The organism is Stenotrophomonas sp. GW821-FHT09E08 (assembly GCF_059416125.1).
Map to the genome: position 1 here is coordinate 124,283 of NZ_JBWKOO010000008.1, position 22,596 is coordinate 146,878.

Genomic DNA, 22,596 nt, shown 5'->3' on the forward strand with positions numbered 1-22,596 from the left:
CCCGGACTGAACAACAAAGGAACTCTGCTTTGAACAAGAACATGCGCATCCTGATCGTCGACGACTTCTCGACCATGCGTCGGATCGTCAAGAACCTGCTGGGCGATCTGGGCTTCACCAATACCGCCGAAGCCGAGGACGGGCATGCCGCGCTGTCGCTGCTGCAGAGCCAGCCGTTCGATTTCGTGGTCACCGACTGGAACATGCCGGTGATGACCGGCATCGAACTGCTCAAGGCGATCCGCGCCGATGCCAAGCTGAAGACACTGCCGGTGCTGATGGTGACGGCCGAAGCCAAGCGCGAGCAGATCATCGAAGCCGCCCAGAGCGGCGTGAACGGCTACATCATCAAGCCGTTCACCGCGCAGACCCTGGAAGAGAAGCTCGGCAAGATCTTCGAACGCCTGGCGGCCAGCGCCTGATGGATACCACGGTCGACAGGAACGCCCTCGCCCTGCGCCTTCAGGAAGCCCTGGACGCACTCGAGTCCGGTGACGAAGCCGCGTGGCGGCAGCGCATCGACGGGCTGGTCGCACTGCGCACGCAGCCGATGATGAGCGGCCTTTCGCGGCTGGCCCGCGAGCTGGGACAGGCGCTGGGTGAGCTGCCGACCGTGCCTGACGAAGCCGGCGAACTGGACGACGCCTGCGCGCGCCTGGACCACGTGGTGGCGATGACCGAACAGGCCACCCACCGCACCCTGGACCTGGCCGAGGAATGCCGCAGCCTGACCGAACAGCTGCGCGCCGAAGGCCTGCAGCCTGGCCAGGACGCGCAGCTCGAGCGCATCCGCCATAACCTGACCGAGATCGCTCTGACCCAGAGCTACCAGGACCTGACCGGGCAGATCATCCGTCGCGTGGTCGGCATCGTGCGCCGCGTGCACGAAGGCTTCGGCGCACTCGGCCTGCCGCCGGAACAGCATCGCTCCGACCCGGAACTGGCCGGGCCGGCACTGAAGGGACTGGACCGCCACGCGGTCTCGCAGAACGACGCCGACGACCTGTTGTCGGATCTGGGGCTGTAAGCATGAGCGCGGTATCCGACGACATCACTGCCGATTTCATCATCGAGGCGCAGGAAATCCTGGATCGCCTGGGCGAACAGCTGGTGTCGCTGGAGCAGGCACCCCAGGACGGCGACCAGCTCAATGCGGTGTTCCGCGGCTACCACACGCTGAAGGGTGGCGCCGGCTTCCTTGGCGTGACGGCCATGGTTGAACTGTGCCACGCCGCCGAAGAAGCCCTCGGCGCCGCGCGCGCCGGCCAGGCGGTGCTGCAGGCCCACCATTTCGATGCCGCCCAGCAATCGCTGGATTACCTGCAGTCGATGCTGGATGCAGTGTCCTCGGGTACCGAACCGGGCTACGCGCCCCCCGAGCTGATCGCGCAGTTCGATGTACACGGTGGCGCCACCGCCCCGGCGGCCGCCGCTGCGCCCGCCACCGGTGGCAGTGACCTGATCACCGACGATGAGTTCGAGGCCCTGCTCGACCAGCTGCACGGCGGCAATGCCCCGACCGCGGTCGCACCGGCGAAGAAGGCCGACGACGGCCTGATCAGCGAAGACGAGTTCGAAGCCCTGCTCGACCAGCTGCACGGTGGCGCCGCACCCGGCACCAAACCGGTCGCCGCGGTGCCGGCGGCACCGCCCGCGCCACGCCCAGCCGCACCCGCACCCGCACCGGCGGCCAAGCCGCCCGCCAAGCCACTGGCCGAAGCCGAGCACACCGTGCGCGTGGATACCAAGCGCCTGGATGCGATCGTCAACCTGATCGGCGAACTGGTGCTGTCACGCAATCGCTTGAAGACCCTGCGTGCGCGCCTGCGCGACGAGGAGCTGGACCGTGCGGTATCCACGCTGGACATCGCCACCGCACGCCTGCAGTCGGCGGTGATGCGTACCCGCATGCAGCCGGTGGGCAAGGTGTTCTCGCGCTTCCCCAAGGTCGCCCGCGACGTTGCCCGCTCGCTGAAGAAGGAAGTGGACCTTGAGCTGATCGGCGCCGAGACCGAGCTCGACCGCAACCTGGTCGAAGCCCTGGCCGACCCGCTGGTGCATCTGGTCCGCAACGCCATCGACCATGGCGTGGAAACGCCCGAGCTGCGTGAAGCCCAGGGCAAGCCTCGGATGGGCCACGTGCGCCTGTCGGCCCAGCAGGAAGGCGACTACGTCAGCATCGAAGTACAGGACGATGGCGCCGGCATCGATCCGGAAAAGCTGCGCGCGAAGGCACGCGAGAAGGGCCTGATCGATCCGGAAGCCGCTGCCCGCCTGAGCAGCGAGGAATGCCTGCACCTGGTGTTCCTGCCCGGCTTCTCGACCAAGCAGCAGGTCACGGATATCTCCGGCCGTGGTGTCGGCATGGACGTGGTGCAGTCGCGCATCCGCGAACTGAGCGGCCAGATCCAGATCCAGTCGGAACTGGGCCGCGGCAGTCGCTTCCTGATCCGCGTGCCGCTGACCCTGGCGATCCTGCCGACCCTGCTGGTGCAGGCCGGCGAGGACGTCTACGCCTTGCCGCTGGCACGCGTGATGGAAGTGCTGCACGCCCCGCGCACCTCGCTGGGCTGGTTCGATGGACGTGCCGTGCTCGACCGCCGCTCGCATACCCTGGCGCTGGTCGATCTTCGCCAGTGGCTGGATGTGACGCCGGCCGCCTCGCCGCTGCTGACCATCGTCGTGCTGCAGGCCGGTGAAGCCCGGTTCGGCCTGGTCGTGGACCAGGTGCGAGGGCGCGAGGAAGTGGTCATCAAACCCTTGCCCAAGGCGCTGCGTGGCCTGGCTGGTTATGCCGGTGCAACCTTGATCGGCGATGGTCGCATGGCCCTGATCCTGGACGTGGACGGACTGCGCTGAAGCCCGGCGGGCCATGCCCGGCGACCCGAAAACTGTGACTACCGTCTGTACACGACCTCCCGGTGTCTCAAGTCCCATTCACACAAGCCGATACCGGACCCATGGATAGACTCAGCCTCATTGGACTCTTTCTCGCCCTGGCCTCGCTGGTCGGCGGCAGCATCCTCAAGGGCGCCGGCCTGGCGTCGCTGTGGTCGCCTGCCGCGTTCGTGATCGTCATCGTCGGTACCGTCGCCGCGATCCTGCTGCACACCTCGCCGGCCGTGTTCAAGCACGCCTTCAAGATCGTGCGCTGGGTCGTGCGACCGCCGCACAGCGACCGCCGCGAACTGATCCAGCAGATTGTCGAATGGAGCAACATCGCACGCCGCCAGGGCCTGCTTGGCCTGGAAGCACAGGTGGAAGCACAGCAGGACCCGTTCCTGCGCAAGGGACTGCAGCTGCTGGTGGACGGCGTCGAGCCCGAATCAATCCGGCACATGCTGGAAATCGAACTGGGAAGCCAGGAGCACCAGGACCAGGCCGGCGCCAAGGTCTTCGAGGCGATGGGCATCTATGCGCCCACGCTGGGCATCATCGGCGCCGTGCTCGGCCTGATCGCGGTGATGAAGAATCTCGCCGACCCGAGCAAGCTCGGCCATGGCATCGCCGCCGCGTTCACCGCCACCATCTACGGCATCGCCTCGGCCAACCTGCTGTTCCTGCCGATCGCCGCCAAGCTCAAGAGTGTGATCTCGCACAACACCCGTGATCGCGAAATGGTCATCGAAGGCCTGATTTCGATCGCCCAGGGCGAGAACCCGCGCAACATCGAAACCAACCTCTCCGGCTTCCTGCACTGACATGGCCCGCCGCAAGCACCACGAAGAGCACGCCAACCATGAAGCATGGGCAATCCCCTATGCCGACCTGATGACGCTGCTGCTCGCCTTCTTCGTGGTCATGTACGCGATCTCCTCGGTCAACGAGGGCAAGTACCGGATCATGGCCGACGCGCTCACCGATGCCTTCGGTGGCGCGCCGCGCACCATCAATCCGGTGCAGGTCGGCAACAAGCAGGTGCAGGGCGGCGGCTGGGACAGTCCCTCAGTGATCAAGTCCGGCACCAAGATCGGGCCCTCGGCGCCTGCGCCGTCGCACGACCCGACGCTGCTGCCATCGATGGCCTCGCAGATGCGCATGCCCGTGTCGGTGCACAACCAGGAACAGATCGCGCGCGCCGAGCGCCAGCTCAGCAGCATCGCCGACCGTCTGACCGCCGCGCTGGCGCCGCTGATCGACCGCGGCATGATCAGCGTGCGTCGCACCGAGCTGTGGATCGAAGTCGAGATCAACAGCGACATCCTGTTCCCGACCGGCTCGGCCGCGCTGGACGTGCACGCGCGGCAGACCCTGGCCAGCCTGGCCGACGTACTGCGCGATGTACCCAACAGCGTGCGCGTGGAAGGCCATACCGACAACGTGCCGATCGCCACCGCCACCTTCCCGTCCAACTGGGAACTGTCCGCCGGTCGCGCTGCCAGCGTGGTGCACCTGTTCGCCGACCAGGGCGTGCAGCCCTCGCGACTGGCGATGGTCGGCTACGGCCAGTTCCGCCCGCGCGAAGAAAACGACAGCGCGCAGGGTCGCAACCGCAACCGCCGGGTGATGGTCATCATCCTGGCCGATACCACCCACGCAATCGATCCGCTGGGCCAGCGCCTGAACGCCGCAACCGGCGGTGCCAACAGCACCGACACCGAACAAGCCGCCGCAACTCCGGCTACCGCCCCCACCTCCCCCATCGCACCGGTGAAGTTGCCGCCGGTGCCGGCTGGCAGCCGTGTCGGCGCCGCCGTTCCCCCGGCAATGAAGGAGTAAACCGATGCGCATCTGGGCAGTCGCCAACCAGAAGGGCGGAGTCGGCAAGACCACTACCACCCTCGCCCTCGGCCGTGGCCTGGCTGCAATGGGCCACCGCGTGCTGCTGATCGACCTCGATCCGCATGCCTCGCTCAGCCGTGCCTTCGGCGTACCGGTGGATCCACCGCCGGCCGGCGTGCTGGAACTGTTCGGTGCGCCGCCGGTCGATCTGTCCAGCCTGTGCCACGCCAGCAGCATCCACGGCCTGGACTACGTCTGTGCGCAGTCGGCGCTGGCCACGCTGGAGCGGCGCAGCGCCAACCAGCCCGGCCTCGGCCTGGCTCTGCAGAACGCGCTTGCCCGCCATCAGGGACAGCACGACTACATCCTGCTGGACTGCGCGCCGACCCTCGGCCTGCTGATGATCAATGCACTGGCTGCGGCCGACCGCCTGATCATCCCGACCCAGGCCGAACCGCTGGCGCTGCATGGACTGGACGGCATGGTCCGCACCGGCGAGATGGTCGAGCGTTCGCGCCGCCGGCCGTTGCCGATCTCGATCCTGCCAACCCTGTTCGATCGCCGCACCCGCGCCGGCAACGAGTCGCTGCGCACCATGCAGGACCGTCATGGCACACGCGTATGGGAAGACGCGATTCCGATCGACACTCGCATCAGCAATGCCGCCGGCCTGACCCTGCCGAGCGTCGGCGAGGACTACCCGGGCCGCGGCCTGGCTGCGTACCGTCGCGCCCTCAACTGGATCCTCGGCGAGGATGCCCGCGCCCTGGAGCAGGCCGCATGAACAGCACCGGCGTACTGGACGACTATCTGGACGAGCTGTTGGGCGAGGCGATCGCTGTGGCGCCACCCGTCGCGCCGCCGGGTAATGCCGGGGCACGCCCAGCGAGCACAGCGGCACCGGAACGCGAACCGACCTGGGATGACCTGCCAGCCGAAGTGATCTACGAAACTGAAGCCGTCACCGTTGCCCCTGCCGTGGACGACGCCGCGCTGGAAGCCGCCTTCGAGGCCGCCTCTGCACCGGGTAGCGCCGGGCCACGCCCTGCGAGCGCAGCGGAACCGGAGCGCGAGCCCACCTGGGACGACCTGCCGGCCGAAGTGATCTACGAGACCGAAGCCGTCGCCGCTACCCCTGCAATGGACGACGCCGCACTGCAAGCCGCTTTCGAGGCTGCTGCTACATCGGCCTCCACCACGCAACGCGAGCCGACCTGGGATGACCTGCCGGACGAAGTGATCCACGAGACCGCTCCTGCGCCGGCTGCGGCCACCGCAAAGGCCGGCCCGGAGCCGACTTGGGACGATCTGCCCGATGAAGTGATCTACGAGACCGATCCTGCCGACAGCCATCGCCTCGCCCACACCGACAGCCCCGGCCTGCAGGCCGCATTCGAGGCGGCCTCCGGTGGCGAGGACGTGGCCACGCCACCACCCGCCACGGTTGCAGCACTGGCGCCTGCACCACGCCCCACCCCTGCACCGGCTGCAGCAGCACCGCCACCGCGCGTGGCGGTAGACGCTCCCGCTGGCAATCGACCTGGCACCTGGCAGGAACTGCAGGCGCAGGCACACCGCCCGGCCAGCAGCCCGCATCCGCAGAACCGCCGCGCCGGCGAGCGCACCTCGCGCTGGCTGCGCCTGCGTTGTGGTGCCCAGGCCTATGCACTGGAACTGCTGAAGGTGCAGGAAGTGGTCCTGCCGGTACCGTTGCTGCCGTTGCGCGGTACCGCCCCGGCCATGCTGGGGATAATGAACCTGCGCGGCCAGGTGGTGCCGGTAATGGACCTGGGCCTGCACCTGGGTGCAACCGCTGCCGAGGACGACGCACAGACCCGCATCGTGGTGCTGGAGGAAAACGGCGAGACCATCGGCCTGCGCGTGTCGGCAGTGGAAGATGTCGCCAACCTCACCGATTCGCAGATCGAGCCGCCTGATACGGCGCGCATCTGCCAGATTTCCAATGATCTGTTCCGTGGCGTTGCCCGGGTCAGCCAGCGGCCGATGATCCTGCTCGATGCCACGCAGCTGTTGAGCTGAGTCGGCGTTCCGCGCCGCCGCGTTGCCTGTCGGGGACGGCAGGTGCCGATGCGCAGCATTGGCATCTCCCGCCCCCGAACAGCACCGCATCGACGCACCGCGTCGATTCCTCTAAAGAACCCCGCCGGGGTGCCGTTATGGATCACGGAACCGTTTGTCCGGAGCAACAATGAGCATTGTCGAACTGGGTGAGGATCTCGGCATCGAGAGCAGCACCGAGCTCAAGAACCGCCTTTCGCCGTTGGTGGCAGAGGCAGGCGAGCTGACCCTGGATGCGAGCCAGGTCACCCGCATCCACACGGCCGCCGTGCAGGTGCTGTGTGCGTTCGTGCAGGCGCGCCGCGAGGCAGGCCTCGGCACCGGCTTCCACGGCTGCACCGCAACCTTCCGTGACGCCGCACGCCTGCTTGGCGTCACCCAGGCCCTGGGCCTGGACGCAACCCATGACAACCTGAAATCTGTGGAGAACGCTGCATGAGCGCACGTATCTTGGTGGTGGACGATTCGGCGTCGATGCGCCAGATGGTTTCCTTCGCCCTCACCTCGGCCGGTTTTGCCGTCGAAGAAGCCGAAGACGGCGCGGTCGCGCTCGGTCGCGCAAAGGGCCAGCGCTTCAATGCGGTGGTCACCGACGTCAACATGCCGAACATGGACGGCATCGCGCTGATCCGCGAACTGCGCCAGCTGCCGGACTACAAGTTCACCCCGCTGCTGATGCTCACCACCGAATCGGCCGCGGACAAGAAGTCCGAAGGCAAGGCCGCCGGTGCCACCGGCTGGCTGGTCAAGCCGTTCAATCCCGAGCAGCTCGTCGCCACCGTGCAGAAAGTGCTGGGCTGATCGCCCCGCACTGCTCCCCCTCTTCGCTTCCGGATCGCCACTGCCATGAGCATGGACCTGCAACGCTTCCACGCCACCTTCTTCGAGGAGAGCCGCGAAGGCCTCGACGCGATGGAGGCTGGCCTGCTGGCCCTGGAATCGGGGCAACAGGACGCGGAGATCATCAATTCGGTGTTCCGCGCTGCCCACTCGATCAAGGGCGGCGCCGGCACCTTCGGCTTCGATGCGATTGCCGGCCTGACCCACGTGCTGGAAACGCTGCTCGATGAGCTGCGTGCAGGCAAGCGGGCGCTGGAAGGCCACGCTGTCGACGCCATGCTGTCTTCGGTGGACGTGCTGCGCGCCCTGCTGCGCGAAGCCGAACACGGCCAGGCCGCCGATCCCGCCGCTGTCGCCGCGGTGAAGGCGCGCCTGGAAGCAGTTCTTTCCGGACAAGCCGCAGCTGCCGCCCCGGCCGCCCCGGCTGCCAAGGTGGACGACACGCCGGAAGCCTGGCAGATCGGCTTCACCCCGGCACCGTCGCTGTTCATGAGCGGCAACGACCCACTGCGCATCATCCGCGAACTGGAACACCTCGGTTCGCTGCAGGTGGCTGCGCGCATGGAACGCCTGCCCGGCTTCGCCCAGCTCGACCCGCTCGAGGCTCATCTGGCGTGGGATCTGGGACTGGTCGGCAAAGTGCCGCGCAGCAAGATTGAAGACACCTTCGCCTGGGTACTGGACGACTGCGAGCTGGACATCCGTCCGGCCGCACCGCCGAGCCTGGCCACGCAGGCCCCGACCGCATCCGCTGCTACCCCTTCCACACCTGTTGCTGCACCGGCCGCGGCCACCACTCCTGCCGCCAGCGGTGGTGGCGGCCAGGAAGCGGAAACCTCGATCCGCGTCAGCGTCGACAAGGTCGATGCGCTGATCAACCTGGTCGGCGAACTGGTCATCACCCAGGCCATGCTCAAGCAGGTCTCGCACGCACTGGACCCGGTCCACGCCGAGAGCCTGTTCGCCGGCCTGGACCAGCTTGAACGCAACACCCGCGACCTGCAGGAAGCGGTGATCGGCGTGCGCATGCTGCCGGTCGATGCAGTGTTCCGCCGCTTCCCGCGCCTGGTCCGCGACCTCTCCGGCCGCCTCGGCAAGCAGGTCCGCCTGCGCACCGTCGGCGAAGGCACCGAGCTGGACAAGGGCCTGATCGAGAAGATCGCCGATCCGCTGGTCCACCTGGTGCGCAACTCGATCGACCACGGCCTGGAAATGCCGGACGTGCGACGTAATGCGGGCAAGGACGAGACCGGCACGATCACCCTGGCGGCGTCGCACCAGGGCGGCCACATCGTCATCGAAGTCAGCGACGACGGCCGCGGCCTGGACCGTGCCAAGATCCTCGCCAAGGCCAGCGAGCGCGGCCTGGCCGTACCGGACAACCCGACCGATTCGCAGGTCTGGGACCTTATCTTCCAGCCCGGCTTCTCAACTGCAGACGCGGTCACCGACCTGTCCGGCCGCGGCGTCGGCATGGATGTGGTCCGTCGCAACATCCAGGCACTGGGTGGCGAAGTGCAGATCGAAAGCGGCCTCGGTACCGGTACTCGCACACTGATCCGCCTGCCGCTGACACTGGCCATCCTTGATGGCATGACCGTGGCGGTGGCCGGCGAAACCCTGATCCTGCCGCTGGCGTACGTGCTGGAGGCACTGCAGCCGCAGCCCGAGGACATCCGCAGCATGGCCGGCGAAGGCCGTGTGCTGCGCGTGCGTGGCGAATACCTGCCGATCCTGTCGCTGAGCGAGTACTACGGCTACGGCAACCGCGCTCCCGGCAGCGAATCGTTGGTGGTGGTGGTCGAAGGCGATGGCCAGAAGATCGCACTGGAAGTCGACGAGCTGGTCGGCCAGCAGCAGGTGGTGGTGAAGAACATCGAGAACAACTATCGCCGCATCGGCGGGGTGTCCGGTGCCACCATCCTCGGCGATGGCCGCGTGGCCCTGATCGTCGACATCGGTGGCCTCGTGCGCTCGCTGCGGATGCCGCAGGCCGCCTGATCCACACCGCATGCGTGCACTGAACCGCCGCCCTTCGGGGCGGCGGTTTTTCTTTGCGCGTGCGCCGACCATGTGTGGCTGGGGGTCAGATCCCTCTTCTTTGAAAAGGGATCTGACCCCAATCCGCCCCCGAACCCATTCCGTGAACTCCGTCGCCGCACTGGTTTCGTTCGCAACCACGCCACCGAAGCGCAAGCCGCGCCGCCGCAGCACTTTCGCGCCGTCATCCCTACGCAACCGAATGTGATCTGCGTCCATAAAGTCCGCCCGCAGCACGCCGCTATCTCGCTTTGACGGCCGTCACCGACCCCCCACCGGGCACCACCGTTCGCTCTGCAACCACCCCCAGCCGACGCAACGACGCCGGCATCCTGCCCACCTGGAGCACCCTGCATGAAGTGGTTCCAAGATCTGCCCATCGCCCGCAAGCTGGCCGTGGGGTTCACCCTCACCACCTTGATGACCCTCGTCCTCGGTGCATTCGCGCTGCTGCGGCTCAACGAGGCCAACAAGCAACTGGGCGAGATGGCCAGCAACGATATTCCCTCGGTGCAGCACCTCGGCGAGGCACGCTCGCAACTGGGCGAATTCCGCACCTACGAGCTGGCGCTGCTCAGCATGCTCGACCAGCCGGACAAGGTGGCCGACTACTACAAGCGCATGGACGACACCGCCAAGGCCGTGCACGACGAACTGGCCGCCTACTCGGCACTGCCTGCACTGGCCAAGGAGCGCGAGCTGTATGGCGCGGCCAACGTGCAGCTGGACCGCTACTTCGCCGCCAACAAGGCCATGCGCGAAGCGGTCGCCGCTGGCGATGGCGCTTTGGCGCGGCAGATCTCCGACGAACAGTCGCGGCCGGCACGCCGTGACCTGTTCGCTGCGATGAAGACCCTCGGCACCCACATCGCCGGCCTGATGGATGCCAAGATCGCCGATGCCAATGCCACCCACCGCACCAGCATGATCGCCATCATCGGCTGCATCGTGCTGCTGTCGCTGGCGGCCGCCGCGCTGGCCATGGTCATCTCGCGCGCTGTCACAGGTCCGCTGGGCAAGGCCGTGCACGCGATCCAGGCCGTCGCCCGTGGTGATCTCAGTGTCAGCACCCAGGCCACCAGCAAGGACGAAGCCGGCAAGATGCTGGCCGCCACGGCCGAGATGACCTCGATGCTGCGCCGCTTCTCCGAGCAGACCCAGTTGATGGCGCAGATGCATGCCGGTCCGGATATCAGCCACCGCATCCCGGAGGACTTCCCGGGCGTGTATGGCCAGCTGGCCGGCGGCATCAACACGGTGATCTTCGAACACCTGGATGCGATCCGCGATGCCATCGACGTGCTCAACCAGTACGCGATCGGCAATCTTGCACCGGACGCACGCCGCCTGCCGGGCAGCCGCGCGATCCTGCACGAGTCGATGGATGCCGCCAAGGCCAGCCTGCTCGCGATCAACACCCAGATCCAGCAGCTGGCCGCCGCTGCAGCAGCCGGCGATTTCAGCCAGCGCGGCGATGCCCAGCGCTTCCAGCATGACTTCAAGGTCATGATCGAGCAGCTGAACACCATGATGCAGGTGGCCGACGGCAATCTGGGCCAGTTGTCGCAGCTGCTGCAATCGATCGCTGCCGGCGACCTGACCGCACGCATGGATGGGCAGTTCAATGGTGTGTTCGCACGCATGCGTGACGACGCCAACACCACCGTCGCGCAGCTGACCCAGATCGTCGGTCAGATCCAGGCCAGCGCCTCCAGCATCACCCTCGCCGCCGGCGAGATCGCCTCGGGCAACAGCGACCTGTCGCGCCGCACCGAACAGCAGGCAGCCAATCTGGAAGAAACCGCCGCCTCGATGGAGGAGCTGACCTCGACCGTTCGCCAGAACGCCGAGCATGCCCGCCAGGCCAACCAGCTGGCGATCGGCGCGCACGGCGTGGCCTCGCAGGGCGGCGACGTGGTCGGCCAGGTGGTGACCACCATGTCGGCCATTGAAGCCTCCTCGAAGAAGATCGCCGAGATCATCTCGGTCATCGACGGCATTTCGTTCCAGACCAACATCCTGGCGCTGAACGCCGCGGTGGAAGCCGCACGCGCTGGTGAACAGGGCCGTGGCTTCGCCGTGGTCGCCAGCGAGGTGCGCACCCTCGCCCAGCGCTCCGCCGCCGCCGCGAAGGAGATCAAGGGCCTGATCGATGACTCGGTGGGCAAGGTCGCCGAAGGCTCCAGTCTGGTCCACCAGGCCGGCAGCACCATGGGCGAGATCGTCGCCTCGGTGCAGCGCGTGACCGACATCATGGCCGAGATCTCCGCTGCCTCGCAGGAACAGAGCGCCGGCATCGAACAGGTCAACCAGACCGTGGTGCAGATGGACGAAACCACCCAGCAGAACGCCGCACTGGTAGAGGAAGCCACCGCCGCAGCACGCGCGATGGAAGACCAGGCCGTGCAGCTGGGCGAAGCGGTTGCCCGCTTCCGCTTGGCCTCGCAAGGTTCGACGGCTTCGACGGTGCGCCTGGCCACGGCACCGGTTCCGCGCCAGGTGGCGACCGCTGCGCCGGCTGCCAAGCGCGCACTGCGTGCGTCGGCGGCACAGCCGGTACTGGCCGCCGAGGGCGACTGGCAGGAGTTCTGAGGTAACGGGGTCGGATCCCTTTCCCGAGGGAAAGGGATCCGACCCCTCGCACGTGGAAAGTGATGCAACTCTCACTTCATAATCCTGCACAGTGGCCGATATCCCCATCGAGCCACGCGCCAACGCGTCCTGGCGCCCGCCCTTGACCGTAGATTCCATGTCCGACGGCAACGACACTGCAGTGCACGATGTCCACGCGGCCGACGCCGCTGACGAACGTTTCCTGGTCCGCAACCCGCGCCAGCTGCGGCAGTTGCTGCGATCGCTGATCGACCAGCGATCACTGATCAATGCGCATATCGACGGCCGCGACCGATCGTTCCCGACTGCGCTGCTTGAGCTCGATGAAGACGAGGACACCCTGCTGCTCGATGGCAGTCCGCAGGAAGCGTCCAACCGCGCCGCCGAGCAGGCCGACCACCTTCTGTGCTTCGCCCAGCTTGAACGCGTGCTGGTGCGCTTCCGGCTGCAGGCACTGCAGCGCGTGGACAATGACGGCCACGTGGCATTCCGCGCCCCGCTGCCGGACGAGCTGGTACACCTGCAACGGCGCGAACTGTACCGGCTGGAAACCCCGGTCACCGACTCGCCGCAGCTGCAGCTGCCCTGCGGAGAAGACCGCAGCGGTACGCTGTCAATGCGGGTGGTTGATATCAGTGGCGGCGGCCTGGCCGTGGTCGTGCCCACCGACTGCGCGGTGTTCAGCCTGCAGAAGCGCTACCCGGCCCTACTCTCACTGCCGGACGGCCCGGACCTGGAGATCGAACTGGTGGTCTGCAACCTGCTGCCACAGCGCCAGCCCAACGGCATCGAGGTCAAGCGCGTGGGCATGCGTTTCGACGGCCTGCCGCGTGGCGGCGACAGCGCCATCCAGCGCTACATCTTCCGCATTGACCGCCAGCGCAAGGCGCGCCGCAACGGCGAGCTCTGAGGCCGTCCGACCGATAGTGCCGGCCGCTGGCCGGCAATGGCCGTATCCGCGTTGTTGCCAGGTTCCCGGCCAGCGGCCGGCACTACCGCTTACCGGTAGATCCACGCCATGTGTAGATGCCCCGGGCGCCACACCTAAAGTCCCCCACCAAGGGGCCGATATCGAGCCTGACACCGGGACTTCCGGCAGAACCAGGACCCCTCGATGAACGACAAGACCAGCACCACCGCCAGCGCCGGTGGCGAATTCCTCAGCTTCACCCTTGGTGCCGAGCACTACGGCGTGGACATCCTCAAGGTGCAGGAAATCCGCGGCTACGACGCGGTCACCCGCGTACCGGATGCACCGGACTACATCAAGGGCGTGATCAACCTGCGCGGCACCATCGTGCCGGTCATCGACCTGCGCCTGAAGCTGCGCCTGGACAATGCCCGCTACGACGCCTTCACCGTGATGATCGTGCTGAACGTCGAAGACCGTGTGGTCGGCATCGTCGTGGACAGCGTCTCCGACGTGATCCCGCTGTCTGCCGAGCAGATCCGCCCGACCCCGGAATTCGGCGCTGCCGTCGATACCCGCTTCATTTCCGGCATCGGCACCCAGGATGACCGCATGTTGATCCTGCTGGACATCGAGACCCTTCTCGACAGTGCCGACATGGGCCAGGCCAGCCTGGTCGAAGACGCCGCCGCCTGAACCAGCGGACCTGCTTCACGTTCTGGTCACAAAGCCCTTCAGTTCCCCGCGGCAGTGCCGATAGGGGGACAGAAGCCGGCCGCGCAGGAGCGCGCAGGACCGGAACGACCATCACCATCCCCGGAGATACACCTCGATGAAGTCCCTGCTTGCGTTCGTTTCGGCCGCTGTCCTGGCCACCACTGCCGCCTCCGCTTTCGCCCAGTCGGCCGACATGATCCCGCCGGAAATGGCACCGCGTTCGGTCGGCAAGGACGGCATGGTCTGTGGCAAGGTCGAAAAGGCCCGCTACGCAGAAGGTTCCGAAGGCCAGCCGACCTTCCTGTACATGGGCGGCGCATTCCCGCGCCACACCTTCTCGGCGCGCATCGCCGGCGAGAACCGCGGCAAGTTCTCCTTCCCGCTGGAAACCCTGGAAGGCAAGACCGTGTGCGTGATCGGCAAGATCCAGCGCGATGCCTCGCGTGCTGAAATCGAAGTCAGCTCGCCGGCAAGCCTGAAGCTGGCCAACATCAAGTAATCCGCCGTTCGTCGAACCACGCCGGACCTGGTGCCGGCGTGGTTTCTGCTGCAACCGGGCCCGATGCCCGGACGCGTCTGCCTTAGGAGATCGCAACGCCCATGCCGTGGATCAACAACCTGAAACTGATGCCGAAGCTGATGCTGACCTTCGGCGTTCTCCTGCTGGTGATGCTGCTGCAGGGCATCGTCGCCTACCGTGGCCTGCACTCGCTGAACAACGTCACCACCGAGCTGGCCGGTTCGCGCATGGAGAGCATCCGCATGGCCGGCGAGATGCGAGGCATGCTCGGCGAGTACCGCAACGCCGCCTACCAGCAGCTGATCCGCGCAAGCGACGACGTCAAGGCAGATGCCCGCAAGCAGTCCACTGAACTGCGCGAAAGCATGGACAAGTCGATCAAGGGCTATCCGGCGCTGGTCGACAACCCGCAGCAGAAGAAGCTGTTCGATACCTTCGCCAAGGAATGGAAGGAGGCACTGGCCTCCTATGACAGCGTCACCGAGATGCTGGAGCTGGACCTGCCCGACGATGCGATCGATACCTTCGTCGGCGAGACCCGCGCCAAGCACCGCAAGGCCGGCGCTGCACTGGAAGCATTGATTGCCGAAGACAACCGCCTCGCCCGCGCATCGCGCGATGAGGCCGAATCCACCTACGCCGCCTCGGCCGTGCTGACCGTGATCGCCCTGCTGGGCGGTGCTGCGCTTGGCCTGGTGCTGGTCTGGCTGTTCGCCCGCGCCCTGGTCGGCAGCGTGCGTGGCGCCGTCTCGGTTGCCAACGATGTGGCCGGTGGCAAGCTTGATGGCCATATCGATGTCAGCCGCAAGGACGAAGTCGGCGAGCTGATGCAGGCCATGCAGCGCATGCAGCGCGACCTGCGCGAGCGCACCGAAACCGACCAGGCCATCGCCCGCGAGAACCTGCGCATCCGCACCGCGCTGGACTACAGCTCGACCGGCGTGTACCTGACCGACACCAGCAACACCATCGTCTACAGCAATCGCGCCCTGCAGCAGACTCTGACCCAGTACCAGGACGAGGTCCGCCGCGACCTGCCGGACTTCGATGCGCAGGCCTCGCTGGTCGGCAAGCCGGTCACCGTGCTCGAGCACCGTGGCGAGATGGATCAGACTCTGCTGGGCAACCTGAAGGCGCACGGCGTTGCCCGTCGTCCGATGCAGTACGGCGACGCCCAGTTCGCCCAGGTGGTGTCGACCATCCGCAACGAAGGCGGCGATACCGTTGGCTACGTAGTGGAGTGGCGCGACCGCACCCAGGAAGCGCAGGTCGAAGCCGAAGTTGCGCGCGTGATTGCCCAGGCTGCGGCCGGCGACCTGTCCGGCCGCATCGACGCCAACGACAAGGAAGGCTTCTTCCTGCAGCTGGCCCAGCAGATCAACGGCCTGCTCGACGCCAATGCCGGCAGCATCGAACAGATCTCCGGCCTGCTCGCCGCGCTGTCGCAGGGTGATCTGACCGTGCGCATGCACGGCGATTACCAGGGCGTGTTCGCCCGCATGCGCGATGATGCCAACGCCACCGCCGCGCAGCTGAGCGAGATCGTCACCCGCATCAAGCAGTCCAGCCGTGCGATCAGCTCGGCCGCCGGCGAAATCGCCTCGGGCAACAGCGATCTGTCGCGCCGCACCGAGCAGCAGGCCGCCAACCTGGAAGAAACCGCTGCCTCGATGGAGGAGCTGACCTCGACCGTTCGCCAGAACGCCGAGCATGCACGCCAGGCCAACCAGCTGGCCATCGGCGCACATGGCGTGGCCTCGCAGGGCGGCGACGTGGTCGGCCAGGTGGTCACCACGATGTCGGCCATCCAGGCCTCGTCGAAGAAGATTTCGGAGATCATCTCGGTCATCGACGGCATCGCCTTCCAGACCAACATCCTGGCACTGAATGCCGCTGTGGAAGCCGCACGTGCCGGCGAACAGGGTCGCGGCTTCGCCGTGGTCGCCAGCGAGGTGCGTACCCTCGCCCAGCGCTCGGCCGCTGCCGCAAAGGAGATCAAGGGCCTGATCGACGACTCTGTCGGCAAGGTCAACGACGGCTCGGCGCTGGTGCACAAGGCCGGCGCGACCATGGGCGAGATCGTCGCCTCGGTGCAGCGCGTGACCGACATCATGGCCGAGATCTCCGCCGCCTCGCAGGAGCAGTCGGCCGGCATCGAGCAGGTCAACCAGACCGTGGTGCAGATGGACGAGACCACCCAGCAGAACGCCGCGCTGGTGGAAGAAGCCACCGCCGCCGCACGTGCGATGGAAGAACAGGCTGGGCACCTCAGCGAGGCCGTGTCGATCTTCGTGGTCGACGAAGCCGAGGTCGTGGTCGCTCCGCGCAAGGCAGTTGCAGCGCCGGCACCACGTGCCGCCGCACCGGTCGCACCGGCTGCGGTCGCCCCACCGGCCCGACGCACTGCAGGCGGCCGCCCGATGGCCACCGAACTGGCTGATGGAGACTGGCAGGAATTCTGATGCCCGCCTGACCTGACGCACGAGAACGCCCTGGCCCTGTGCTGGGGCGTTTTCGTTTACGGGGTATCTGGATATCAGCCAACGGCGGAGCCCCTCGGGGTGGTCGCGGAGAGCGGCGGATTTCCTTCGTTTGGGCCGGGAGGATGGGTTGCGCAGGGGACGCTGCAAGTACGTCCATGTAAGCTCGGTCGCCGCATCCATGCGGCTCACGCCCCTGCGCAACTCACCCTCCCGGCCAGGGACACTTTCCGTGCGCGTCCACCCCGGATTGAAAAGAAAAGAGCAAAAAGCAAAAGCCAGGTCGCGTCCGGGGTCAGATCCGTTTTCCTGCGGAAAAACGGATCTGCCCCCTCTTTCCACTTGGAAACCCAACGCTCTTGCCGTCCGCCGAAGTGAAGCCCTGGCGGGCCGGGTCGGGGTGGGCAGGCAGGACCGTTGGCGCCATGGATGGCGCCATCGAGCCCCCATGGATGGGTTCACGGCATGTCCTGCCTGCCCACCCCGACCCGGCCAACCCGTAGCAACCCCTCGCCATGACCTGCCGTTGCCGTTGCTGTTGCTGTTGCTTCAAAACCAGCCTGCCGCAGGCAGCGCCGCAGCCGCCGCTGCAAGGAAACCTGAATACGTCCGGACACTGCACCTCAATCCCCCGCCCCCGCGGCCGATAACGGGGTTGTCACGGCGTATCACGTCGCGACCGGCTCGGCGCCGCCCGCCTGCTTCAACCTGGTCCTGCTCGATGAATCTCCTGCATCGCTGGCAACACTACTTCAGCAACCTCTCCGTCCGGCGCAAGCTCAACCTGCTGACGCTGCTCATCGCGCTCGGCGTGATCGCGCTGTCGGTGATCGCCGCCCGCATGCAGTACCTGGACCTGACCGAGACCCGCAAGACCGCGCTGAAGACCCAGGTCGAACTGAGCGACGGCATCCTCCAGCACTACCATCGCCTGGCCGGTACCGGCGAGCTCAGCGAGGAAGCTGCCAAGGCCGCCGCCCTGCAGGCGCTGGAAGTGATGCGCGCCGAGAACGACACCTATTACTACAACGTCTACGACACCGGCTATCGCCTGCTGATGCACCCGTTCCGCAAGGACGTGGTCGGCAAGGACATGAAGGACTTCCGCACCGGCGACGGCGTGCGGATCTACTACGACCAGGTCGAGGCGGCCAAGGCCGGCGGCGGCTTCGTCAACTACCGCTGGGCCAAGCCGGGCAGCAAGGGTGACGTCGAGAAGGTGGCCTACGCCAGCCTGTTCGCACCCTGGAACTGGGTGATCAGCAGCGGCGTCTACATGGATGACGTTCAGAAGCAGGCGCTGGTGTTCACCGCCATCATGGCGCTCTCCGGCGGCATGCTGGTGCTGATCGTACTGGCCCTGAGCTGGGTCATCGGCAACCGCATCGCCGTGCCGTTGAAGCAGGCCACCGCCGTCGCCGAAGGCATCGCCGCCGGCAAGCTCGACAGCCATATCGGCCCGCAGCCGCATGATGAAACCGGCCGCCTGCTGGAAGCGATGGCCGGCATGCAGCAGCAGCTGCACGCGGTGATCGGCGGCCAGCGCGAAATGGCCCGGCGCCACGATGGTGGCGAGCTGAGCTACCGCATCGATGCCAGCGCCTTCCCCGGCGAATACGGGCTGATGGTGCAGGAAACCAACGCCCTGGTCGGCGGCCATGTGCAGACCCTGCACGATGTACTGGAGGTGGTGCAGCAGTACGCTGTGGGCGATCTGAGCCGCGACATCGCGCGCTATCCCGGCGAGAAGGCCGCGATGACCACCACCGTCGACACGGTCAAGGCCAACCTCGGCCGCATCAACGCCGAGATCAAGCAACTGGCCAGTGCCGCCGCCGCAGGCGACTTCAGCCGTCGTGGCGACGCGCAGCGCTTCGATCACGATTTCCGCCTGATGCTGGAAAACCTCAACGCGATGATGGCGGTCAGCGATGACAACCTCGGCAAGCTCTCGCAGCTGCTGTCGGCCATCGCCGAAGGCGACCTGACCGCGCGCATGCATGGTGATTACCAGGGCGTGTTCGCGCGCATGCGTGACGACGCCAACACCACCGTCACCCAGCTGACCCAGATCGTCGGCCAGATCCAGGCCAGCACGTCCAGCATCACCCTCGCCGCTGGCGAGATCGCGTCGGGCAACAGCGACCTGTCGCGCCGTACCGAGCAGCAGGCCGCCAACCTGGAAGAAACCGCGGCCTCGATGGAAGAGCTGACCTCCACCGTGCGCCAGAACGCCGAGCATGCCCGCCAGGCCAACCAGCTCGCCATCGGCGCGCAGGGTGTAGCCTCGCAGGGTGGCAGCGTGGTCGGCCAGGTGGTCAACACCATGTCGGCCATCGAAGCCTCCTCGAAGAAGATCGCCGAGATCATCAGCGTCATCGACGGCATCGCCTTCCAGACCAACATCCTGGCCTTGAACGCCGCGGTGGAGGCTGCGCGTGCCGGTGAACAGGGCCGCGGCTTCGCCGTGGTCGCCAGCGAAGTGCGCACCCTCGCCCAGCGCTCGGCCGCTGCCGCCAAGGAGATCAAGGGCCTGATCGATGATTCTGTCGGCAAGGTCGCCGAAGGCTCCAGCCTGGTGCACCAGGCCGGCAGCACCATGGGCGAGATCGTCGCTTCGGTGCAGCGCGTGACCGACATCATGGCCGAGATCTCCGCAGCGTCGCAGGAGCAGTCGGCCGGCATCGAGCAGGTCAACCAGACCGTGGTGCAGATGGACGAAACCACCCAGCAGAACGCTGCGCTGGTGGAAGAAGCCACCGCTGCCGCGCGCGCGATGGAAGACCAGGCCGCGCAGCTGGCCGATGCAGTTGCGATCTTCCGCCTCGACAACCAGGTCTCGGCCGCAGTGAAGGCCGTGGCCGCCCGCATCGAGCCAGCCACCACTGCAGCGGTCGCGCCGCGTCCGCAGCCCGCACCGGCACCATTGCGTCGCAGCAGCAACGCCAGCACCTTCGTCGCCAGCGACAGCGACTGGCAGGAATTCTGAGACCCACCCGCGGCGGCTTCGGCCGCCGCCTCTGCCGATGGACACGTCCCCCGTGCAAAGTCCTACTCCCATCGTCACCGGCCCGCGCGAATTCGAGTTCGCCGACCGTGATTTCCGCCGCGTCTGCGACCTGATCTACCAGCGCGTGGGCATCGCCCTCGCCCCGGCCAAGCGCGACATGGTCTATGGCCGTCTGTCGCGCCGCCTGCGCACGCTGGGCATGCGCAGCTTCCAGCAGTACCTGGACCACCTGGAACAGGAGGACGGCGATGAGTGGCAAGCGTTCACCAACGCCCTGACCACCAACCTGACTTCATTCTTCCGTGAGCCGCACCACTTCGACAAGCTGCGCGAAGAACTGCAGCAGCGCGCCAGCCGTGCGCCGCTGCTGCTGTGGTCCTGCGCCGCCTCCACCGGCGAAGAACCCTACTCGATGGCGATTACCGCCTGCGAGGCCTTCGGTACCCTGAAGCCACCGGTACGCATCATCGCCACCGACGTCGATACCCAGGTGCTGGCCACCGCCGGCCGTGGCGTCTACAACATCGATCGCGTCACCAGCCTCGATCCGGACCTGCGCCGCCGCTACTTCCAGCGCGGCAGCGGCCCCAACGAGGGCCAGTGCCGCGTGCTGCCAGCGCTGCGCGAGCTGATCGAGTTCCGCCCATTGAATCTGCTCGCCCCGCGCTACGACGTCGGCGGCCCGTTCGATGCGCTGTTCTGCCGCAACGTGATGATCTACTTCGACAAGCCGACCCAGCGCGCGATCCTGGGCCGGCTGGTGCAGCACCTGTCCGACGATGGCCTGCTCTACACCGGCCACTCGGAGAACTACCTGCACGCCGCCGACCTGATCCAGCCCTGCGGACGCACCCTGTACCGCCGTGCGGCAAAGGCAGGCGCATGAACGCATCGCTGCGTACCGACGATGTGATGCGTTACCAGGACGCGCGCTTCAAGACCATTGCAGCCAAGCTGCTGCCGACCCAGTATCTGGTGGTCGACGACACCACCGCGCTGACCACTACGCTCGGCTCCTGCGTGGCGGCCTGCCTGCGCGACCCGGTGCTGAAGATCGGCGGCATGAACCACTTCCTGCTGCCCGAAGGCAACGCCGGCGACGGCGCGCCCGCGCGCTACGGCAGTTACGCGATGGAACTGCTGATCAACGACATGCTAAAGCGCGGCGCGCACCGCAAGCGCATCGAGGCCAAGGTGTTCGGCGGCGCCAACGTGCTCAAGGGTTTCACCAGCAATCCGGTCGGCACCCGCAACGCCGAGTTCGTGCGCCAGTACCTGCAGGCCGAGCACATTCCGATCATCGCCGAGGACCTGTGCGGCATCCATCCGCGCAAGATCTGGTTCTTCGCCGATACCGGCCGCGTGGTGGTGCAGCGCCTGCCACACGCACACGAAGCCGAAGTAGCCGCCACTGAATCGGCAGTGCGTGCACGCCTGTCCAAGGCCCCGGTCACCGGCGGCGTGGAGCTGTTCGAATGACCCTGACCGGCAACGCCCCCTGTCGGGTCCTGATCGTCGACGACTCCGCCGTCGTGCGCCAGATGCTCACGGAAATCCTGTCCAGCGATCCGTCCATCGACGTGGTCGGCACCGCCGCCGACCCGCTGCTGGCACGCGAGAAGATCAAGCGCCTGGCCCCGGACGTGATCACCCTGGACGTGGAAATGCCGCGCATGGACGGCCTGGCGTTCCTGGAGAACCTGATGCGCCTGCACCCGCTGCCGGTGGTGATGATCTCCTCGCTGACCGAACGTGGCGCCGACACCACGCTGCAGGCACTGGCCTTGGGTGCGGTGGATTTCGTCTCCAAGCCGAAGCTGGACGTGGCGCGCGGCCTGCAGGCCTACGCCGACGAAATCATCGCCAAGGTGAAGATGGCGGCGCGCTCGCGCGTTCGACCGCTGGTACGCGTGGCCGCACCGAAACTCACGCTGGACGCAGCCCCCGCCATGCGCCCTGCCTCACCGCAGTTCCGTACCACCGACCGCCTGATCGCGATCGGCTCGTCAGCCGGTGGCACCGAAGCCCTGCGCGTGGTGTTGGAAGGAATGCCCGCCGATGGCCCGGCCGTGGTGATGACCCAGCACCTGCCGGCCAGCTTCAGCAGCGCCTTCGCCGAACGCCTGGACCGCCACTCGGCAATGGCCGTGCGCGAGGCCAGCGACGGCGAAGCGGTGCTGCCCGGCCACGCCTACCTTCCACCCGGCGGCAAGCACCTGCGGATCATCCGCGACGGTGCGCGCTGGCGCTGCCGCGTCGACGACGGCCCTGCGGTGAACCGGCACAAGCCAGCGGTGGACGTGCTGTTCCGCTCGGTCGCGCAGAACGCCGGCGGCAACGCCATCGGTGCCATTCTCACCGGCATGGGCGATGACGGTGCACGCGGCCTGCTGGAAATGCGCCAGGCCGGCGCACCGACGCTGGTGCAGGACGAGGCCACCAGTGTGGTCTGGGGCATGCCCGGTGCAGCGTTCAAGCTGGGCGCCGCCGAGGAACAGGTGCCGCTGGAACGGATTGCCGAGCGGCTTCTCGCCCTCGCCCGCGGCTGATTGCGCGCCCCGGCTCAAGGGCTCGCGCGCGCAGTAGATCCACGCCATGCGTGGATGCCTTTGTAGAGTCGAGCCGCGCTCGACTCATCGCGCATCGCACGAACAGCAGCCAAGCA

At 66.9% G+C, this 22,596-nt stretch carries 19 protein-coding genes; all 19 read left to right on the forward strand.

Going from position 1 to position 22,596, the window contains the following annotated elements:
• Nucleotides 1-29 precede the first annotated feature (29 nt).
• Nucleotides 30-422, forward strand: a complete 393-nt coding sequence (gene cheY / locus AC07M7_RS12340) for a chemotaxis response regulator CheY (RefSeq protein WP_006365466.1) — start codon at nucleotides 30-32, stop codon at nucleotides 420-422.
• Nucleotides 422-1,027, forward strand: a complete 606-nt coding sequence (locus tag AC07M7_RS12345; RefSeq protein WP_046984318.1) for a protein phosphatase CheZ — start codon at nucleotides 422-424, stop codon at nucleotides 1,025-1,027. Before cheY ends, AC07M7_RS12345 begins: the two co-directional genes overlap by 1 nt.
• A gap of 2 nt (nucleotides 1,028-1,029) precedes the next feature.
• On the forward strand, nucleotides 1,030-2,859 hold the full coding sequence (locus AC07M7_RS12350; protein WP_046984317.1) for a chemotaxis protein CheA: 1,830 nt from the start codon (nucleotides 1,030-1,032) through the stop codon (nucleotides 2,857-2,859).
• A 101-nt stretch (nucleotides 2,860-2,960) separates the two neighbouring features.
• Nucleotides 2,961-3,701, forward strand: coding sequence for a flagellar motor protein (locus AC07M7_RS12355; protein WP_046984316.1), 741 nt, complete (start codon nucleotides 2,961-2,963; stop codon nucleotides 3,699-3,701).
• 1 nt (nucleotide 3,702) lies between these two features.
• Nucleotides 3,703-4,719, forward strand: coding sequence for a flagellar motor protein MotD (motD, locus tag AC07M7_RS12360; protein WP_046984315.1), 1,017 nt, complete (start codon nucleotides 3,703-3,705; stop codon nucleotides 4,717-4,719).
• Nucleotides 4,720-4,723: 4 nt separating this feature from the next.
• Nucleotides 4,724-5,506 carry a ParA family protein gene (locus AC07M7_RS12365; protein ID WP_046984314.1) on the forward strand — a complete coding sequence of 261 codons (783 nt, stop codon included), beginning with the start codon at nucleotides 4,724-4,726 and terminating at the stop codon, nucleotides 5,504-5,506.
• Nucleotides 5,503-6,762 (forward strand): chemotaxis protein CheW, encoded by a 1,260-nt coding sequence (locus AC07M7_RS12370; protein ID WP_046984313.1) that lies wholly within the window; start codon nucleotides 5,503-5,505, stop codon nucleotides 6,760-6,762. Before AC07M7_RS12365 ends, AC07M7_RS12370 begins: the two co-directional genes overlap by 4 nt.
• 169 nt (nucleotides 6,763-6,931) lie before the next feature.
• The gene (locus AC07M7_RS12375) at nucleotides 6,932-7,240 is read left to right on the forward strand and encodes an STAS domain-containing protein (protein WP_046984312.1); all 309 of its coding nucleotides are present in this window, start codon (nucleotides 6,932-6,934) and stop codon (nucleotides 7,238-7,240) included.
• The gene (locus tag AC07M7_RS12380; protein ID WP_005409521.1) at nucleotides 7,237-7,602 is read left to right on the forward strand and encodes a response regulator; all 366 of its coding nucleotides are present in this window, start codon (nucleotides 7,237-7,239) and stop codon (nucleotides 7,600-7,602) included. Before AC07M7_RS12375 ends, AC07M7_RS12380 begins: the two co-directional genes overlap by 4 nt.
• A 45-nt stretch (nucleotides 7,603-7,647) precedes the next feature.
• A complete protein-coding gene (locus tag AC07M7_RS12385; RefSeq protein WP_495207495.1) occupies nucleotides 7,648-9,642 on the forward strand; it encodes a chemotaxis protein CheA in 1,995 nt (664 codons plus the stop codon).
• Nucleotides 9,643-10,035: 393 nt separating this feature from the next.
• Nucleotides 10,036-12,273 carry a methyl-accepting chemotaxis protein gene (locus AC07M7_RS12390; RefSeq protein WP_495207496.1) on the forward strand — a complete coding sequence of 746 codons (2,238 nt, stop codon included), beginning with the start codon at nucleotides 10,036-10,038 and terminating at the stop codon, nucleotides 12,271-12,273.
• A gap of 157 nt (nucleotides 12,274-12,430) precedes the next feature.
• Complete coding sequence (locus tag AC07M7_RS12395; protein WP_295379979.1) at nucleotides 12,431-13,204, forward strand: flagellar brake protein; 774 nt, start codon at nucleotides 12,431-12,433, stop codon at nucleotides 13,202-13,204.
• 204 nt (nucleotides 13,205-13,408) lie between these two features.
• The gene (locus tag AC07M7_RS12400; RefSeq protein WP_136639677.1) at nucleotides 13,409-13,900 is read left to right on the forward strand and encodes a chemotaxis protein CheW; all 492 of its coding nucleotides are present in this window, start codon (nucleotides 13,409-13,411) and stop codon (nucleotides 13,898-13,900) included.
• 136 nt (nucleotides 13,901-14,036) lie between these two features.
• On the forward strand, nucleotides 14,037-14,420 hold the full coding sequence (locus AC07M7_RS12405) for a hypothetical protein (protein ID WP_135273515.1): 384 nt from the start codon (nucleotides 14,037-14,039) through the stop codon (nucleotides 14,418-14,420).
• 101 nt (nucleotides 14,421-14,521) lie between these two features.
• Nucleotides 14,522-16,903 carry a methyl-accepting chemotaxis protein gene (locus tag AC07M7_RS12410; protein ID WP_495207497.1) on the forward strand — a complete coding sequence of 794 codons (2,382 nt, stop codon included), beginning with the start codon at nucleotides 14,522-14,524 and terminating at the stop codon, nucleotides 16,901-16,903.
• 739 nt (nucleotides 16,904-17,642) lie between these two features.
• Nucleotides 17,643-19,910: a methyl-accepting chemotaxis protein gene (locus tag AC07M7_RS12415; RefSeq protein ID WP_495207498.1), complete on the forward strand. Its 2,268-nt coding sequence runs from the start codon at nucleotides 17,643-17,645 to the stop codon at nucleotides 19,908-19,910.
• A 37-nt stretch (nucleotides 19,911-19,947) separates the two neighbouring features.
• Nucleotides 19,948-20,817, forward strand: a complete 870-nt coding sequence (locus tag AC07M7_RS12420) for a CheR family methyltransferase (RefSeq protein ID WP_495207499.1) — start codon at nucleotides 19,948-19,950, stop codon at nucleotides 20,815-20,817.
• Nucleotides 20,814-21,410 carry a chemoreceptor glutamine deamidase CheD gene (gene cheD / locus AC07M7_RS12425; protein WP_008264676.1) on the forward strand — a complete coding sequence of 199 codons (597 nt, stop codon included), beginning with the start codon at nucleotides 20,814-20,816 and terminating at the stop codon, nucleotides 21,408-21,410. The genes AC07M7_RS12420 and cheD overlap by 4 nt, the downstream gene beginning before the upstream one ends.
• Nucleotides 21,407-22,480, forward strand: a complete 1,074-nt coding sequence (locus tag AC07M7_RS12430) for a protein-glutamate methylesterase/protein-glutamine glutaminase (RefSeq protein ID WP_295381916.1) — start codon at nucleotides 21,407-21,409, stop codon at nucleotides 22,478-22,480. Before cheD ends, AC07M7_RS12430 begins: the two co-directional genes overlap by 4 nt.
• Nucleotides 22,481-22,596 lie beyond the last annotated feature (116 nt).